The 16,685-nt window shown below is 64.4% G+C and carries 15 protein-coding genes; 8 read left to right on the plus strand and 7 right to left on the minus strand.

The annotated features are described in order from the left end of the window. Positions 1-12: 12 nt before the first annotated feature. Together LZC95_30195 and LZC95_30200 are read left to right on the plus strand one after the other, a co-directional pair. The gene (locus LZC95_30195; GenBank protein ID WXA90712.1) at positions 13-3,018 is read left to right on the plus strand and encodes an AAA family ATPase; all 3,006 of its coding nucleotides are present in this window, start codon (positions 13-15) and stop codon (positions 3,016-3,018) included. Further along, on the plus strand, positions 3,015-3,947 hold the full coding sequence (locus LZC95_30200; protein ID WXA90713.1) for a mechanosensitive ion channel family protein: 933 nt from the start codon (positions 3,015-3,017) through the stop codon (positions 3,945-3,947). Before LZC95_30195 ends, LZC95_30200 begins: the two co-directional genes overlap by 4 nt. A gap of 205 nt (positions 3,948-4,152) precedes the next feature. Here the strand turns inward: LZC95_30200 and LZC95_30205 are convergent, their stop codons facing one another. Next, positions 4,153-5,007 carry a class I SAM-dependent methyltransferase gene (locus tag LZC95_30205; protein WXA90714.1) on the minus strand — a complete coding sequence of 285 codons (855 nt, stop codon included), beginning with the start codon at positions 5,005-5,007 and terminating at the stop codon, positions 4,153-4,155. A gap of 39 nt (positions 5,008-5,046) precedes the next feature. On the opposite strand from LZC95_30205, the gene LZC95_30210 reads away from it, so the two are divergent. Next, positions 5,047-5,679 (plus strand): DUF99 family protein, encoded by a 633-nt coding sequence (locus LZC95_30210; GenBank protein ID WXA90715.1) that lies wholly within the window; start codon positions 5,047-5,049, stop codon positions 5,677-5,679. A gap of 173 nt (positions 5,680-5,852) precedes the next feature. Next, positions 5,853-6,626, plus strand: coding sequence for an energy transducer TonB (locus LZC95_30215; GenBank protein ID WXA90716.1), 774 nt, complete (start codon positions 5,853-5,855; stop codon positions 6,624-6,626). Positions 6,627-6,633: 7 nt separating this feature from the next. On the opposite strand, the gene LZC95_30220 is transcribed toward LZC95_30215, so the two are convergent. The 3 genes from LZC95_30220 to LZC95_30230 all read right to left on the minus strand — a co-directional run bounded on the left by LZC95_30220 (position 6,634) and on the right by LZC95_30230 (position 9,952). Continuing rightward, the gene (locus LZC95_30220) at positions 6,634-7,071 is read right to left on the minus strand and encodes a hypothetical protein (protein ID WXA90717.1); all 438 of its coding nucleotides are present in this window, start codon (positions 7,069-7,071) and stop codon (positions 6,634-6,636) included. A gap of 169 nt (positions 7,072-7,240) precedes the next feature. Next, entirely contained in the window at positions 7,241-8,488 is a 1,248-nt protein-coding gene (locus LZC95_30225) for an MFS transporter (protein WXA90718.1), read from the minus strand. A gap of 18 nt (positions 8,489-8,506) precedes the next feature. Continuing rightward, on the minus strand, positions 8,507-9,952 hold the full coding sequence (locus LZC95_30230) for a hypothetical protein (protein WXA90719.1): 1,446 nt from the start codon (positions 9,950-9,952) through the stop codon (positions 8,507-8,509). A 287-nt stretch (positions 9,953-10,239) separates the two neighbouring features. Here LZC95_30230 and LZC95_30235 point away from each other — a divergent pair, with 287 nt between their 5' ends. Next, positions 10,240-10,719, plus strand: coding sequence for a hypothetical protein (locus LZC95_30235; protein WXA90720.1), 480 nt, complete (start codon positions 10,240-10,242; stop codon positions 10,717-10,719). Here the strand turns inward: LZC95_30235 and LZC95_30240 are convergent, their stop codons facing one another. After that, a complete protein-coding gene (locus tag LZC95_30240) occupies positions 10,720-11,334 on the minus strand; it encodes a hypothetical protein (GenBank protein ID WXA90721.1) in 615 nt (204 codons plus the stop codon). A gap of 129 nt (positions 11,335-11,463) precedes the next feature. Then, positions 11,464-12,438: a cobalamin-binding protein gene (locus LZC95_30245; protein WXA90722.1), complete on the minus strand. Its 975-nt coding sequence runs from the start codon at positions 12,436-12,438 to the stop codon at positions 11,464-11,466. 53 nt (positions 12,439-12,491) lie between these two features. On the opposite strand from LZC95_30245, the gene LZC95_30250 reads away from it, so the two are divergent. Next, positions 12,492-13,169: a DNA alkylation repair protein gene (locus LZC95_30250; GenBank protein ID WXA90723.1), complete on the plus strand. Its 678-nt coding sequence runs from the start codon at positions 12,492-12,494 to the stop codon at positions 13,167-13,169. Here LZC95_30250 and LZC95_30255 read toward each other — a convergent pair. Next, entirely contained in the window at positions 13,166-13,942 is a 777-nt protein-coding gene (locus LZC95_30255; GenBank protein WXA90724.1) for a phospholipase D-like domain-containing protein, read from the minus strand. The genes LZC95_30250 and LZC95_30255 overlap by 4 nt on opposite strands. A 174-nt stretch (positions 13,943-14,116) precedes the next feature. Here LZC95_30255 and LZC95_30260 point away from each other — a divergent pair, with 174 nt between their 5' ends. Both LZC95_30260 and LZC95_30265 read left to right on the plus strand, forming a co-directional pair. Continuing rightward, positions 14,117-15,334 carry a family 16 glycosylhydrolase gene (locus LZC95_30260; protein ID WXA90725.1) on the plus strand — a complete coding sequence of 406 codons (1,218 nt, stop codon included), beginning with the start codon at positions 14,117-14,119 and terminating at the stop codon, positions 15,332-15,334. Next, complete coding sequence (locus tag LZC95_30265; GenBank protein ID WXA90726.1) at positions 15,331-16,680, plus strand: RICIN domain-containing protein; 1,350 nt, start codon at positions 15,331-15,333, stop codon at positions 16,678-16,680. The genes LZC95_30260 and LZC95_30265 overlap by 4 nt, the downstream gene beginning before the upstream one ends. The last annotated feature ends 5 nt before the right edge of the window (positions 16,681-16,685 follow it).

Genomic DNA, 16,685 nt, shown 5'->3' on the forward strand with positions numbered 1-16,685 from the left:
GACTGCTCCGGCATGCGTCACAGCGTGATGCTGGATCGATGTCGAGCAGTCGTCTTGCTGGCGGCCTTCATGGCCGCCTTTTCCGTTCTACCCCGCGCTGCCGCTGACGCAGGCACCGACGCCTCGGTCGGTGATGCCGGTGCGGACGCCGCCGACGCCATCGACCCGGCGCTTGCAGCGCTTCACCAGACCGCGCAGCAGGTTCGCGATCTCGTCGCCGGCAAGCTCGATGCGCGAACGGCCCCGAGCAGCCTCTTCGACGTGCGCATCGACGACGAGGCCAGCGTCGACCTCGAGAGCAAACGCCTCGCGGCCATGCTGCGCGATGTCGACGCGGCGGCTCGCAAGCCCAAGGCCACCCTCGATGCCGGTCCGCCCTTGTGGGCCGCGCGCATCGAGCTCGATCGCGCGCGACTCGCCTTTTACGGCATGCCGAAGGCCGCGCGCGAGCCCCTGCTTGCCGAACACGCGGAGCGGCAGAAGGCGCTCGCCCCGCCACCCCCGAGCGAAGCGGAGCGCCGCGAACGCGATGCCGAGCAAGAGCGGCAGAAGGCCCTGCAGGCCGCACGGGAAGCGCGCACCGAGGTCGAACGCCTCGTCTCCGAAGAGTACGCGCGCCTTCTCGAAGTGCAGCGCGCGCAGGCCCTTTTCGACAAAGAGCTCGCAGCGCGAAAGGGCGCCATCACCCAGGGCCACGAGGAGACGCTCACGTGGCAACGCCGTGCCCGTGAGGCGCGCGCTCCAGGCACCCCACCGCAAACCGCCGACCGCACCTATGACGACGTGCGGGCCATCCTGCGCGTCGCCCGCGGTCATCTCGATACGGCCCTCACCGCGCTCTCCTCGCGCCATAGCGACGTGCCCTCGGCGGGGCCCGATCCGCTCGCCGAAATCGAGGCCACGGCCGACGAAGCCGCCACCGCGCGCGAAGCACGCAACCGCGTGGATGCGGAAGCGCGGCGCCTCGCGGCCGAGGAAGACCGCCTGCGCGATGCCCGCGCCTCGCAGCTCCTCGACGAGGTGGACACGCTCAACCGCGAACGCCTCGCCCTGCTCTCGAGCCTCTCGCCCAGCAAGCGCGACGCCATCACAGGCTTCGGCGAGATCGGTGCCGAGCAAGCGGCCTCCGAATGGCGCCACCTCGTCTTGGTCCTTCGATACCACCGCCACGCCATCGGCCAATGGCTGCTCGCATGGCGCGAGCCTGCGCGCGCCCTCGGGCAGAGCCCCGGCAAGAGCGCTCTCCTCGTCATCGAGTGGCTCCTCGCCTTCGCCGCCTTCTCGTGGCTGCGACGCCGCACCCCCCAGGTGCTCGCCTCCATGCGCGAGCGCGCCGTCGCCCGCGATCGCCACGAGCGCCTCCCTGCTCCGTCCATCGCCACGCGCACCATCGCCTTCGTCCAGCAGATCCACCGCCCCGTCGAATGGCTCGCCCTGGCCATCGTCCTCGCGTGGCTCTTGCCTGCGGCCGCCACCGGCATTCTCGAGGTTCAACTCGCAGCCGTCAGCCTCCAATGGATTCTCGGCGGCGCCCTCGCGGTCAACATCGTCAACGCGCTCGCATCCGACGATGGCACGACCGCCAAACGGGATGACTCCGCGGCCCTCCGCTTGCGATCCCTCCGCCTCGTCGGACGCGTCGTCGTGGCCTTCGGATTGGTCCTCGTCCTGACCTCCAGGCTCGTGGGCGAAGGCACCATCTACGAATGGGTCCTTTCGACGTGTTGGCTCGCATCCATTCCGGTGTTTCTCGTTTTGGTGCGCTGGTGGCGCGACATCGTCTTCGAACGCGCCTCGCGCACGCGGAAAAAGTCCGCCTTCGAGCATTGGGTTCTGCAGAATCGAACCGGCTGGAAAAGCTTTTTCGCGGCCACCGCCGGCGGGGTGCACGTCTTTGCACACGGCGCCGTGCGCTTCGTGCGCACGTGGATTGCGCGCTTTTACCTCACGCGGCGCGTGCTCGCGTACCTGTTCCGGCGTGAGCTCGACAAGCTCGGCGCCGAGCGCGCGGAGGGCCCCACCTCGCCCATCCCCGAGGCCGCCTTCGATGCGCTCGGGCCCGACGTGCTCTCCAGCGTCTTCATCGCCACGCACGCCGACGAGCGCGTCGCGCAGATCCTCGCGCGCATTGGCCAAGGCAAAGGCGGCATCGTGCTCATCGTCGGCGAGCGCGGCATGGGAAAGAGCACCCTGCTCCGGCACATCCACGAGCAGATCCCCGAGACCGTGCTCATGCCGGTGCCCACCGAGGGCGCCGCGTCCCTCGAGGCGACGCTCCAAACGGCGCCCAAGGCGCTTCTTTTGGACGATATCCATCGCCTCGTCAAACCGGTGATGGGCGGCCTCGCGCCGTTCGACGAGTTGCTCGCGATGGCCATTCGCCACTCCACGACCACGACGTGGGTCTTCACCCTGGACGAAGTGCTCTGGCTCTTCTTGCAGCGATCGCGCGGCCGGCGCCCCCTCTTCGACGACGTCGTTCGCCTCCAGCCGTGGCCCGAGGAGCCCATCGTCGAGCTGCTTCGCACCCGCACGGAGGGCGCGGGGCTCGGGCCGTCGTTCGAGCACCTGCTCGACAAGCTGCCACCCAACGCCGACGAAATCGACAAACAAGAGGCGCTCGCCGAACGCGCGAGCCGCTACTACCGCTTGCTCTGGGATTACGCCGGCGGAAATCCCGGTGTGGCATTGCACATGTGGCGTCGCTCGCTCGGCATGGACGAGAACGGAAATGCGCACGTGCGTTTCTTTCAAGCCTTGGATATTTCCGATCTGCAGCGATTGCCCGATTCCGCCGTCTTCGTCCTTCGTGCCGTCTTGCAGCTCGCGCCGGCCAAGCCCGCGGACATCATGCAGGCCACCTTGCTCGATGCGGCCGACGTCGCCGATACGCTGCGTTACGCGCAGGCGCGCGGCTACGTCGAAGAACACGGCGGCCGCTACACCATGACGTGGACCTGGTTCCGCGCGGTCACCACCTTTCTCCAACGCCGTCACCTTCTGGTAGCCCCCCGATGAAACGAAAGGCTCACGCGTTCTTCGCCGCCGCGCTCTCGTCCACCGTCTCCATGACGGCCCATGCGCAAGACGCACCCGACGTGACCAAGCTTGCGAGCTTTTTGCGTTGGGGCGGCCTGTTCTTTTCGCTCATTGCCATCTTCGGTGCGGCCATCGTACTTCGCGTCATCGCGCGATTGTCCGATCGCCTGGGAACGAGGTTCGCCAACCACCGGCCCACGATTCAGAAATACGAATCCGTCGCGCGCTTCTCCACGTACATCGTGACGTTGGCCATCTGCCTCACGTTGAGCGTCAAGCTCGACTCGGCGACCCTCACGGTCATCGGCGGCACCATCGCCTTCGCCGTGGGCTTTGCCATGCGCGATTTGGTGGCCGCCTTCATCGCTGGAATCACCATCATGTTCGACCGTCCCTTCCAGGTCGGCGATCGGGTGGAATTCGCGGGGCAATACGGCGACATCATCAAAATAGGGCTTCGCAGCGTGCGCATGAATACGCTCGACCACAACGTCATTACCATTCCAAACAACAAGGTACTCACCGACGTCACGTCGAGCAGCAATTGGGGCGCCTTGGAGATGCAAACGCCGTTCGATTTCTACGTGGGTGTCGATCAAGACGCGGAGCTGGCGGCCGAGCTCATTCGCGAGGCATGCCTCACCAGCCCTTATGTGTTTCTCGAGCGGCCGGTGCCGGTGGTGGCCAAGCAGGTCATCTTGAACGACTACGTGGCCATGCACCTCAAAGCACGCCCGTACGTTTTCGACTGCAAATACGAATCCGCCTTCGCCACCGACGTGCACCTCCGCGTCGCCAAGGCCTTCCGCGCCCACGGCATCCGCCCGCCGGCGGCACTCGCACGCTCCGTCGAGGCCGACGTGCACCATTACGGACCGCCCGCCCGCGAAACGAAATACAGCGATTAGTCTAAATAGGCGAGCGCGATCCTCGAACAGCGTCACGACGAGAAGAAGAAGCCGCCAGGACGCCAAAAGAGAGGCGCCAGGATCGCCAGGTGAACCAACAATAAACTCTCAATTTTGGGATATATTGTTGGTTCAGCTGGCGATCCTGGCGCCCCCTGGCGCCCTGGCGATTTCCTTCTTCCTGTTCGAGAATCGTGCTTGCTGACTAGACGCGGGCGTGCAGCAGGGCTCCGAAGCTCGATACGCCGAGGCCATCGGTGCGGTTGCGGAAGTACTTCTCGCGAAGGGCGCCGGATTCGATGGACTCTACCCCGGAAAAGCCGAGGGATTTCACTTCTGCGGCGAATGGCTCTGGGTCGAAAAAGCTGAGGAATGCTTCGCCGACGGCGCGAAAGCGTGGCGCCGTTTTGTCGAAGTGGGCGCGGGAGTCTGCGTCGAAGCGCTGGGGGTCCAGCATGTAGTCGAGGACCACTTCGGATCCCTTCGCCATGGTGCTCATGAATTGCAAGGTTCCCATCACGGCGTCGCGCGTGAGGTACGCGGTAACCCCGAGCCAGGAGAAAAACACGGGCTCGGTGCGAATGAGGCCCGCCCGCGCGAGGGCGCCATCGAGTGTTTCCTTCTCGAAATCGATCGGGACGTAGACGAGCGACGGCGGAATGGCGATACCGGCCTTGGCGAGCAGCTCGCGCTTGCGCACCTGCGTCGCGGGATAATCGACTTCGAAGACGCGCAGCGCCGTATGCGGATTGCGGTATCCAAAGGTATCGAACCCGGCGCCGAGCACCACGTACTGCCGGGTCCCACGCGCGACCGCGACGGCCAGCGCATCCTCGGCGTACCGGCTGCGCGCCGCCAAAAAGCCGCGCATGTTGGCGACCACCGGCGAATCGGGGGTAAGCGGTATCGGTGACTGCGCCGAAAACGCCGCACGCTCCTCCTCGCCGGTGATGCGCATGGCGAGCGGGTCGTCGAAGACGGGCGGCCGATCGAGGTCTTGATGCAGGGCGCGCAACACCGCCGCTCCCAGGGCGGTCGTACTCGATTGTTTCTCTTGCATGGCTATTTCTCGCGGACGCCAGTGTGACATGATGGGGCCGTGAACGTAATCGGCTTCGACGACGGCCCATTTCCACGTGACCATCGCGGGGATGTGCTTCTCGTGGGCGCCGTATGCTCGGGCACCCGGCTCGATGGCGTGGTCCGCGGCCGCATCCGCCGCGACGGTACGGATTCGACCCGCGAGATGGTGCGGCTCGTCCGTGCGAGCCAGTTCGAGGAGCACCTTCAAGCCGTTCTCCTTCAAGGCATCGCCGTGGGCGGCTTCAACGTGGTCGACATCCATGGCCTGCGCGAGGAACTGGGCATCCCGGTGGTCGTGGTGGTCCGCCGCGCGCCCGACATGGCCGCCGTGCGCCGCGCCCTCTTCAGCGACACACCGCACGAGCGCCCGCGCGTTCCCGGCGCTGCGCGCAAGTGGGAGCTCATCGAGCGAGCCGGCGCCCTCGAGCCCCTCGGCCCCTCCCACCGCGCCCTGCAGCGCGCCGCCAAAGATGGCACCACCGCCGCCAAAGTCCCCAAAGTATGGATGCAACGCGCCGGCGTCTCCATCGAAGAGGCGCGAAAGATCGTGGCCACCACGACACTTCACGGAAACATCCCCGAGCCTCTGCGCCTCGCCCATTTGATCGCCGGCGGCATCGTCACCGGCACGAGCCGCGGCCGCGCTTAGTTTGAATTAGCGTCGATTTTCTAACGCCTCTCTCGCCAAAAAACCGAAGATCGAAATCAATTGAAGAACGTAATCACGAGTTGCGTCCAACCGGGGACGTGTCATGCATTCACGCTGGCTCGTCTCGCTCGCTATCAATTCACTCTTCACTTCGCAGACATACGAGGTGCGCGATGTTCGATTCGGTTCTCGGCCGTGGAGCCCAGCCTTCCCGCGTCTTTTTCCGGGGGGCGATTGTCTCGGTGACGGTGCACGTGGTGGTCTTGGGGCTCGGTGTTTACCTCTCGGTGCACAAGCCCAAGGCCATGGAGAAGCCAATCGCGCCAATGGTGCTTCTGCAGCCACCTCCTCTGCAACCGCCCGCGCCGCGCCCGCCCGCGGTGCAGACCCCGAGTGTACCGGCGAAGCCCGTGCAGAAAAAACCGAATATCATCCAGGACACCGAGACCCCGCCCGTGGAAAAAGATCCAGCGCCCACCCAAAGCGCCTCGTCCGCGGAGCCGGGCCCCAGCACCGGTGACACCAGTAACGCCAGTGGTGCCGTCGGCGGAACCGGAACCGGCCCGTCGACCTGCGGCGGCATTGGGCAGCCCCCATGCGGCACGGCGCCGCCTTGCGGGGGCCCCGGTCAGCCGTGCGCGCCCGAGGGCGGCGAGACCGTGCTCCCGTTCATCCCGGGCATGGTGCGCCCCACCCTCGTATCGGGCGACGAAATGCCCACGCCGCCGCGGGAGGCCATCATGGCCAAGGTCGAAGGCCTGGTGCTCGCCTCATGCACCATCACCGCCACGGGCAATGTCACCCACTGCCGCATCATCAAGGGTTTGCCCTACATGGATGATGCGATTCTATCGAACCTTCAGGCGCGCAAATACACGCCCATCATGTACCAGGGCCGGCCTGTCAGTGTAGAATACAAGTTCCCCTTCCGCATCGTGGCGCAATAGGGCGCGCTCAATCGTTCTTTGCGCCGGCAAGAATCCAGGCGCGAATGGCCGCGCGTTCGCTGTCCGAAAGCACCGGCAAATCGAGCGGCATCTGCGCGCCACAGGTGCCGCTGCACTTGGCCTCCAGCTGCCCCTGGGTCCCGTCGATCTTCATCATCAGGTAGCTCGCGTCGGGATTGCCCGGCACCACGAACTTCGCGCCGCGCGCGGTGGGGCTCTCCGTCATGAGCGTCGCGTGGACATCGGCGGGACTCGACGGAATGTAGATCCCCAAGTTCGATTCCTTCGAACCATGGCACGCCGTGAGCGAACAACTCTGCGCCAGGATCGGGTGCACCGTCCCCTTGAACGACGGCCCCGATTCCTCCGGCGCGTCCGACGAGGATGAACAGGCGACCAGGTTTAGCGCCACCGAGGCAACCACGAGTCCGCGAAGGAAAAACACGACCCGGACGCGAGCAACCCCAATGCCACGGGTCCCACCAGCACAAACCGTGCGAATTTGCACGCCCACCCTGGTTGGCGCCTCCCCCAGGTAGGATCGCGCATCCCCCATTTGACGAGAGGGTTGAACCGCCAAGGCGCCAAGGACGCCAAGAAGGTAGGAAGTCGTGTTAGGCGCGCAAGGGGCGGGCGCTGGCGAGGACGCCGTTGCTCGCCAATTGGGCATTCACTTTGTACATCGATACGATGGTGAGCGTGACGATGAACGTCACCGCGAAACCGAGGCCCTCGTAGCCGGTGAGCTTCCCGTCGGGCGTCTGCACCACCACCAGCCCGGCCACCGACGAGGCCACTCCGCCCGCAAGCTGTTGAAGCGATGCATTCACCGACATGAACGCGCCGCGATCGTTTATCTCGGGCACCGCGGACAAAAGAGTTTGCGCCGAAATCATGCGCAGCAGCACCGTCGTGAACAACACGACATTGAGCGCAATGACCTGCCAGAGCGGCGTAATACCCAAATTGCAATACCAAGCCACGAGAGGCATCGTCAGAATCGAACCGACCACGAACACCGCGTACTTCTCTGCTCCATCGCTCAACTTCCCGATGATCGGGCCCGTGATGATGGAGGCCACGCCCGTCACCGCGTAGACGAGCGGAAGCTGCTTCAACGAAATACCCAGATTGTGCACGCTGAACGCGCTGGCGAAGGGCATGAGCATGAAGCCGCCCGTCGTCAGCAGCATGGTGCTGCCGAATGCCCAGAGATAATGCGATTTGGAAAACGTCCGCGTCACGTGTTTCAGCGGGGTGTCCTCCGACGGCTCCACCTTCTGAAGGACGATGTGATCGTCGATGGGCTTCAGACGAAGCAGCATCACCACCCAAATGGGAATGCTGGTCACCACGATCATCAAAAACGGCGAATGCCAGCCGTAGCGATTGGAAAGGTAGAGCCCCAAGGGAATGCCCAGCACCTGGGCTGCGGCGAGGGCCATCTGCACGAAGCCCATGACCCGGCCGCGCATTTCGAACGGAAACAAGTCCGCGACGATGGCGGAACTTATCGAACCGAGGACGCCGCCGAACAAGCCGGTCACCGTCCGCGCGACCAGCAGGGAGCGGTAGCCGGTGGCAATGCCACACAAGAGCGTACCTACGATGAACCCCGCGTAAAAAAACAGCAGAATCTTTTTGCGATCGAATTTGTCGGCGAACCCGGCCGCAAGGAACCCGGAAATTCCGGCGGCAAACGCATACACCGAGACGACCAGACCGAATTGCACCGTAGAAATACGAAGTTCCTGCAACAGCAGCGCGCCGAGCGGCGAAAGAATGGCGAAGTCGAGTACGACCGTGAACTGCAGAAACGCCAGAATGGCGACGACGAAGCGCTGGTACTTGGAGAATTTCATCCGGTGCTTCGCATGGATTTACCGGCCGCGGGCCGTCGTGTCGAGCGCCACGCCCTCGTATTCGAGGATCACGAGGCCGGCGTCTTCGTAGAGCGTTCGACATCGATCGCGCAGGTGGCGCGCCCGTTCGCGGGTGGTGACGACGAGGGGTCGCTTTCCCGATTGAAGCTCGACGGAGAGATTATAAAATTGGGTATCGGGCATTTGCCATCGCACGAACGCCGCCGGCGGTAGCTCGGACAAGGTCTCGACCGCGGTCTCGTCGCAATGAACGATGGTGGAAGCGGTGAAGCGCTCGCGAAGCGCCATGGCCGTGCGGTACGCGCCTTGGTACGCGGTGGCGTGCTTGTCGAGCTGCGCGACGAAGGTCGGAACGGTGCGCGAGACCGCGAGCAGGAAAAGCGCCGCACCCGCGAGCCCGAAGGCCACGCGCTCGAGCGAGGCACGGCGCATGAAACGCCGTTGCAGGTACACGGCCGCGCGGAGGATGCCCGCGGCCGCCGCCGTCGCATACAAGGGCGCGAGGGTCAGCGCATGGCGCAACAAACCGAGGTGCTGACGCGCGACGAATCCGGCGGTGAGAAAGACCAAAATGGCCAACAGGGCCGCGCGCCACGCCATCGGCGGCCTCCGCACGCTCCACGAGGCACCCGCCACGCCGAACACGACGAGCGGCCCGAGATCGATGGCCGGCACCACGAGCGCGTACCAGAGCGACATCCACACCGGGTGCGGAGGCACCGGCCATCGCTGCTCCGCGGACTCGAAGAAGCCGCGCGCGAAGACCAGGTTCTCGTGCACGAAGGCCAGCGAGGCACGCGCAAGCAGGTACGCGGCAATCGCAAGCCCCGGAAGCACCCAGCCCCAGGCACGCGAAAGCGCCCTGCCTCGGCGCCACCACAGGACGAAGAGCACGATGGGCAGGACCCAGCCTTCGTACCGAAGCAGCGCCGCGGCAGAGGCCAAGCACCCCGCGAGCAGCGCCCCCCAACCGCCAGGGCGACGCCACGCAAGGACCGTCGCGAGCACGAGGCACGCGAAAAGTGGCTCCAACGCCCCCGCCTCGCCGACCGTGAGGGCGATGGGGCTCAGGGCCAAAAGGCTCGCCGCGAGAAAGGGCAGCGCGCGCCGCGTGAGTCCCTGCGCGACCGAAATACCGGTAAGGCTCGCGGCGAGTAGCCCGCAAAGGCACGATGTGAAGATGGCATTCGCAAAGCGAACACCATTCATGCCGTAACCGAGCGCGAACGAGAGCGTATACATCGCATGACCGAGTGGAAGCCACACCCAGTGCACGCGCATGTCGAACGGATCGAGCCACATGCGACGGGCAGCCAGCGCATGCCCGTAGGCGTCGGGCTCGAGATCGGGTCCGCTTCGAATCAGCGTCCACCTGGCCCACGTCGCAATCACGACGAGCACCCACGCCAGCAACGGCCACGCGCTACTTCGTTTCGACCCCATCGGCACCTCTCACGAGGCATAGCGGGCGCCCTACATCACACGTGTCGCTCGTTGTAACTCTTTGTCCGAGAGGTATTCCCTTGGTCGACTGGATCGATGCAGATCGCCCATGAACGCACAAGTGTCCTGGGCCCGCGGACGGCCGAACGTCGAACCACAATGACGCACACCAGCAAAAGACCGCGTCGAGGTTCGTTAGGAATCCTTTCAATTGGTTGGAGCAGCCTGGCACGAAGAATGAAGCCAGGATGGACTCGCCTTCGACGTTCATCTTCGGGGAGAACTCGATGTCGCAATTTGTCGTCACCCAACGCTTCATGGCTCTCGCCACGAACTACGACGTCACCCAACCAGGCTCGAACGAGGTTCTCATGACCGTAAAGGGTGCGCTCATGAGGTTTTTTCCTTCCTTCTCGCTCGTCGAGGAGACCGGTGCATCGTTGGCCACGCTCCGGGGGAACTTCACCAAGACGCGATTCCGCATCCGGGCGGCGAATGGGCACGTGCTGGCAAGCCTTCATTTCCCGGCGGTGGCGGTGGAGAAGAAGCTATCTCTGTACATCGGCGACACGGAGTACACCGCCAACGCCGGGATGTTCCGCGGCGTCTTTCAATGCAAGGATGCCTCGGGAAGCACGGTGCTCGAGATCTTCAAAGTTCGCAGCATGCGCGACCGCTTCAGCGTGGTCACGAAAGACGGTATCGACTGCGAGGTCGGTTTGCTCGCCGCCGTGGCGATTCATTCGCGGTTCTTCGAAATGGCGTAATCACACCCACGAGCCCCGGAACGTGAGGGTCGTCGGCTGAGCTTCGTCGTAAATCTCTTTGACGTACAGGGTCGAGCAAAACAATTTGCCCACGGCAAGGGCGAGTTCGCGCAACGTCGAACGGAAATACGGAATATGCGCGAGCGTGAGGCCGAGTAGCTCCACGCGCACCTCTTTCGGTCCCTCTTTGTAGACGACCACCGCGCCGCCGTCGCACAGCCGTTCCCAGAGGCGACGCAAATGGGCCAGGGGCGTCCACGGTGTGACGCCGACTTGCCTCGCCAGATGGCCAGTGACGGAGAACAACGTGCTGGTGCCCGGGCGCACCAAGGCTCGAGCGATGGCATCACGCTCGGCGGACGTGAGACCGAGTCGATCGCACGCGGTGTAGTGCGCGACGACCACGTCGCTGGGGAGCCACATGCCCACGACTGTGGTCAGAAGCGCCTCGCGATGGGCAGTCGGCAGAAGCTCGGAATAGCGGTCGAAAAAGCCGCAATCGCGCAGGGCATTTTGCGAGGCCACGAGCCACGTGCTCCGGAATCGGGTCGTCGGCGTGATGCGATGCCTCGGCACCTCGAGGCCGACGAAGATCTCCGCGGCATTCCCCCGCATACCGGGAGGATACGCTTTTCTCGAACCCCATGGTCGATAGATGCGGAGATGACGTCCCGTTGTCGGGTCGTGCTGATGACGTGGCTTGCCCGCGCCGGTTGTGCCCGGCGCTCACGCAGGTAGCTGAACTCACGCCGAGGAATCGGTGTCGAATGCGTGTCGCGCGAGATTGGCGTCGAGCCGCACCACTGTGTCGCGGTGGCGATGGCGGAAATCCGGGAACGCATCCGGGTGGGCGCATGCGGCGAGAATCTCGAGGGATTCGACGATGCGCGGGCCCGGTCGATTGAAATAGGCATTGCCATCCGCAATGAACACGCGCCCCTCGCGAACGGCCCTCCAGGTGTCCCACGGCAGCGACGCGCGCAGCACGTCCAACTCCTCCAGGCTTCGCTCCAGCGAAAAGCCGCACGGCTTCACCAGCACCACGTCGGGCGACAGCGCGGCCAGGGCTTCACGAGTCAAGGTCGGCGCGTGGTCGCCCGGCTTGGTCACCAGCGGATTGGCGCCGGCCATCGCAATGAGCTCGGGCATCCACATGCCCCCAATCATCACGGGATCCATCCACTCCACCGAAAGGACGCGCGGACGCTCCGCGAGCGCAGCGCGGGCGCTCCGCTGCTCGATCTCGTTGGTGCGCCCCCGCAAGGCGAAGATCGCGCGGACGCCTTGCTCGGCACGACCGAGGGCATCGGCCACGCGGAGAATGTCCGACCAGATGTCGTCGAGGTGCTTCGGATGCAAATTGACGATGCGCACGTCCTTCTTCGCGAGCCGCGCCACAGCCGCATGCACATCGTCCAGCGAGACGGCGCAGACGTCGCAAAGGTCCTGCGTGACGATCACGTCGGGCTGGGCCGCCTCCAAGCGATCGAGCTCGATTTCATAGACCGAGAGCGCATCCTCGATAATCGAGCGCACCTCGGCATCGATGCCGCGACTGGATCGGCTGCCCCGCAAACGGGCGCGCGTCAGGACGGGAAGCCCCTCGAGGCCGGGCGGGAAATCGCACTCGTGCGAGATGCCCACGAGCTCATCGCGCGCGCCGACGGCGCAGACGATTTCGGTGGCGGAAGGGAGAAGCGATGCGACACGCGCGTTCATTGCACCGAGAGAATGTACACGGTTCTGCACGGCTTCGGACTATTGTGCGCACCATGGACGGGTCCGTCGCCGTGCGTTTCTTTCGCTCGCGTTTTCGGTCGGCGGGCGACAGCGAGCGTGCACGCTACGAGAAGAAATATTTGAAGAGCGCGCTCGATTTTCATGGCGTAACCCTGCCTTTCGTGCGCAAAGCCGCCCTGGAGTTCGCGCGAGCTCACGAACTCGACACAGCGTCCTTGCGGTCGGTCACCGAGGCGCTCTTCGAGACGAACTTTCACGATTTGCGATCGGCGGGCATCGCAGTCTTGGAACGACGGCGCGAGCTGCTCGGGTTGGGCGACGTGCCGTGGCTTCTCGAGCTGGTGCGGAAGTCCCCAGGCTGGGCTCACGTCGATTGGCTGGCGATCAAATTGATCGGCCCCACCGTCCAAGATCAACGGACCATGCCGCGCCTGCTCCGCGCATGGTCCCGCGACGAGGACTTCTGGGTCCGCCGCACCGCGCTTCTTGCCCAACACGATGCACTTCTCGCAGGCGGTGGCGACTTCGGGCTCTTCGAAGAGATTGCGGCGCCGCTGCTCGACGAAACGGAGTTCTTCATCCGGAAAGCCATCGGATGGGTCTTGCGCGCGACCTCGAAAAAGCGCCCCGAGCTCGTACGCGCCTTCGTGGCCCGGCACGGCGAACGCATGTCCGGCCTCACCCGGCGCGAGGCGAGCAAGTACATCTAGGCCAATTTGCACCAGAGCTTCTCGAAGTGCGCCGAGAACTTTTGCACGAGGTACGCATCGCGCGTCATGACCAGGTTCTCGTCGTTCTTCGAGGACGCGGTGCGCGTCCAGTTGTAGCTGCCATTGAGCAGGCAGTTGTCATCGAAGAGCGCAAACTTGTGGTGCATGTGGAACTCGGTCCGGTCCACCCGCACCGGGATGCCCGCCTGCTGAAGCCTGGCCACGTCGGAGCCTTCGTCGCACGCCTTGTCGTTGTCCGTCACGATGCGGATCAAGGTCCCGCGCCGGTGTGCGGCGAGGATCGTCTCCGCAATGCGATCGTCGGTGATGGTGAATACGCAAACGTCGACCTTGGCTTGCGCATTCTTGAATCCCGACAGAACGGCGCCCAAGCATTGGTTGCCCGGACTGAAGAACGCGTCGCTCAGCTGCTGATGGCGGCGCGCCTGCGCGCGAAATGTGTCGTCGGCCAAGAGGCCCATTACCTCTTCCAGCCACTCCACCATGCGTCGCCCGTGCGGATCGGTGAGGTGCGTTTTGGCGATGGTAAAGGCACGCGCACGAATGAGCGCGAGCTCACTGCAGCAGAACTCCGACTCGCGCAGCGTTTCGTCGAGCATCTTGCGCTCGCTGCGCGAGAGCCGCCCATCGGCCAGCGTCTCGCGTAGCCGATCCTCGAACTCCTTGATCTTCGTCGCCCCCACCTCGGGTTGGATGACGATGTGTGCCCCCGCATCTTGCGAGATTCTTCCGCTGCCGCTGCTCGGCTGCAACGGACCGTTCGAGGGCGTAACCCGCCAACCGACTGCTTAGTTCGAGGCCTCCCATAGGCCGAGATGATCGATTGGATCATGCCAAATGATCGCTTCGATCATGCTCGGATGGGCCGCTTCTTCGATGATCGCCGTAATTATTGCCGGCATGCATGGTGCAGCTGCGCCGGGCCCATGAGCACCAATGTACAAGCCACGATGCTCGCCACGGCCGCTCTTGGCGTTGCGCTCTCCGTGAGCCCAGCACCTGCGGCCGCGGCGCCAACTTTCACCGACGACTTCAATGGCCCCGCAGGGAGTGCGGTCGATCAAAGCAAATGGCGTTTCGAAACGGGCGACAACGTCAACAACCACGAGCGGCAGTACTACACGTCCAGCACCCGCAACGCGTCGATGGACGGCCAAGGCAATCTGGTCATCACCGCACGGCGGGAGAATCCGAACAATTACCAATGCTGGTACGGCACGTGTCAGTACACGTCGGCGCGGCTCTCGACGGCGCAGACCTTCACGCAGCGCTATGGGCGCTTCGAGACGCGCCTCAAAGTTCCGCGCGGCCAGGGCATGTGGCCGGCATTCTGGATGCTCGGCAACGATATCGGCACCGTCGGCTGGCCCGGCAGCGGCGAGATCGACATCATGGAAAACATTGGCAAGGAGCCGGGTACGGTGCACGGCACCATCCACGGCCCCGGCTATTCCGGCGCCGAGGGAGTGGGTGCAGGATACACGCTTCCCAATGGCCAGACCTTCCCCGATGGCTTTCACACCTTTGCCATCGATTGGGCGCCCAACGTCATTCGATGGTACGTCGACGGTAATCTCTATTCGACGAAGACGCCTTCGGACATTGGCGGCGATCGCTGGGTGTTCGATCATCCGTTCTACATCATTTTGAATCTCGCGGTCGGCGGCTATTGGCCGGGCGATCCCGATGGGAGCACCCCCTTCCCCGGGCAGCTCGTGGTCGATTACGTGCACGTCACCACCAGCGACACCGCGCCCGGCGGCCGCACGGGTCAAGTCACCGGCCTCGCGGGCAAATGCATCGACATCGCCGGCGCGAACAGCGCCAATGGCACCGCCGTGCAGCTCTATGATTGCAACGGCACCGGCGCGCAGCAATGGACCTTCGGCACCGATGGAACCATCCGCGGCCTGGGTAAGTGCATGGACGCCGCCGGCGGCGGCACGGGCAACGGCACGCAGATCCAGCTTTACGACTGCAATGGCAGCGGTGCGCAGCGATGGACGGTGAGCTCGGCCAAGGACATCGTCAACACCACGGCCAACCGGTGCCTCGATGTTACCGGCAATAATTCTGCAAACGGAACTCGGTTGCAACTTTGGGACTGTTCGGGCGGCGCTAACCAGAAATGGACGACTCCATGATCAAACATACGGCTTTTTTCTTCGGTGCATTCCTTCTCGCCACGATGGGTGACGTTCCCGAGGCCGCGGCGGCCACGGGACAGATCAGCGGCCTCGCCGGCAAGTGTGTCGACGTGGCGGGTGCCAGCAGTGCCAATGGGACGGCCATTCAGCTTTACGACTGCAATGGTACCGGCGCCCAGCAATGGAACGTTGGCACCGATGGGACCATCCGCGCCCTGGGCAAGTGCATGGACGTCGCCGGCGCCGGCACGGCCAATGGCACGCAGATTCAGCTCTACGACTGCAATGGCACCGGCGCCCAGCAATGGACGGTGACCGCGGCCAAGGACATCGTCAACCCCGCCTCGAACAAGTGCCTCGACGTCTCGGGCAACAATTCTGCAAATGGAACGCGGTTGCAGATTTGGGACTGCAGCGGCGGAGCCAATCAGAAATGGAATGCACCGACCGGCGGCCCCACCCAGCCCCCCGTCGGGGCCAAGGCGGTGGCGCCGTATCTCTATCAAGGGTGGGGCGCTCCGCCCAACCCGGCCACGGTGATGAGCGCCACCGGTGTCAAGTGGTTCACGATGGCCTTCATCTTGAGCAACGGCACGTGCAATCCGCAATGGGATGGCCAGCGCGGGCTCACCGGCGGCGCCGATCAAAATGCGATCAACACGATTCGCAACAATGGCGGTGACGTCATCGTGTCGTTCGGCGGGTGGAGCGGCAACAAGCTCGAGCAATCGTGCGGCAGCGCCAGCTCCCTCGCGAATGCCTATCAAACCGTGATCAATGCCCTGGGCCTCAAGGCCATCGACATCGACATCGAGGCCGATGCCTACGCGAGTGCCACGGTGAAGCAGCGCACCGTCGACGCGCTGAAGATCATCAAGCAGAACAACCCCGGCATCAGCGTCTACGTGACCTTCGGCACGGGCACGAATGGCCCCGATCCGGACATGATCAACCGCGGCGCGGCCTCCGGGCTCACCGTCGATGCGTGGACCATCATGCCGTTCGACTTCGGCGGCGCAGGTCAGAACATGGGCACCTTGACCGTGCGGGCTGCCGAAGGCCTGAAGAACGCGGTCAAGAATGCCTACGGCTACACCGACGATCAGGCCTATCGGCACAGCGGCATCTCCTCGATGAACGGCAATACCGATCAGAACGAGGTGGTCACCCTGGACGACTTCCGCGCGATTCTGAACTACGCCAACCAGCACCACCTGTCGCGTCTCACGTTCTGGTCGGTCAACCGCGACCGCCCGTGCACCGGCGGCCCCGCCGACTCGTGCTCCGGCGTCGCGCAGCAGCCGTGGGACTTCACGCGCATCTTCGCCACCTACGGCGGGTAAGCGTT

The sequence above is a fragment of the Sorangiineae bacterium MSr12523 genome (genome assembly GCA_037157775.1).
GTDB classification, from domain to species: domain Bacteria; phylum Myxococcota_A; class Polyangia; order Polyangiales; family Polyangiaceae; genus Pendulispora; species Pendulispora brunnea.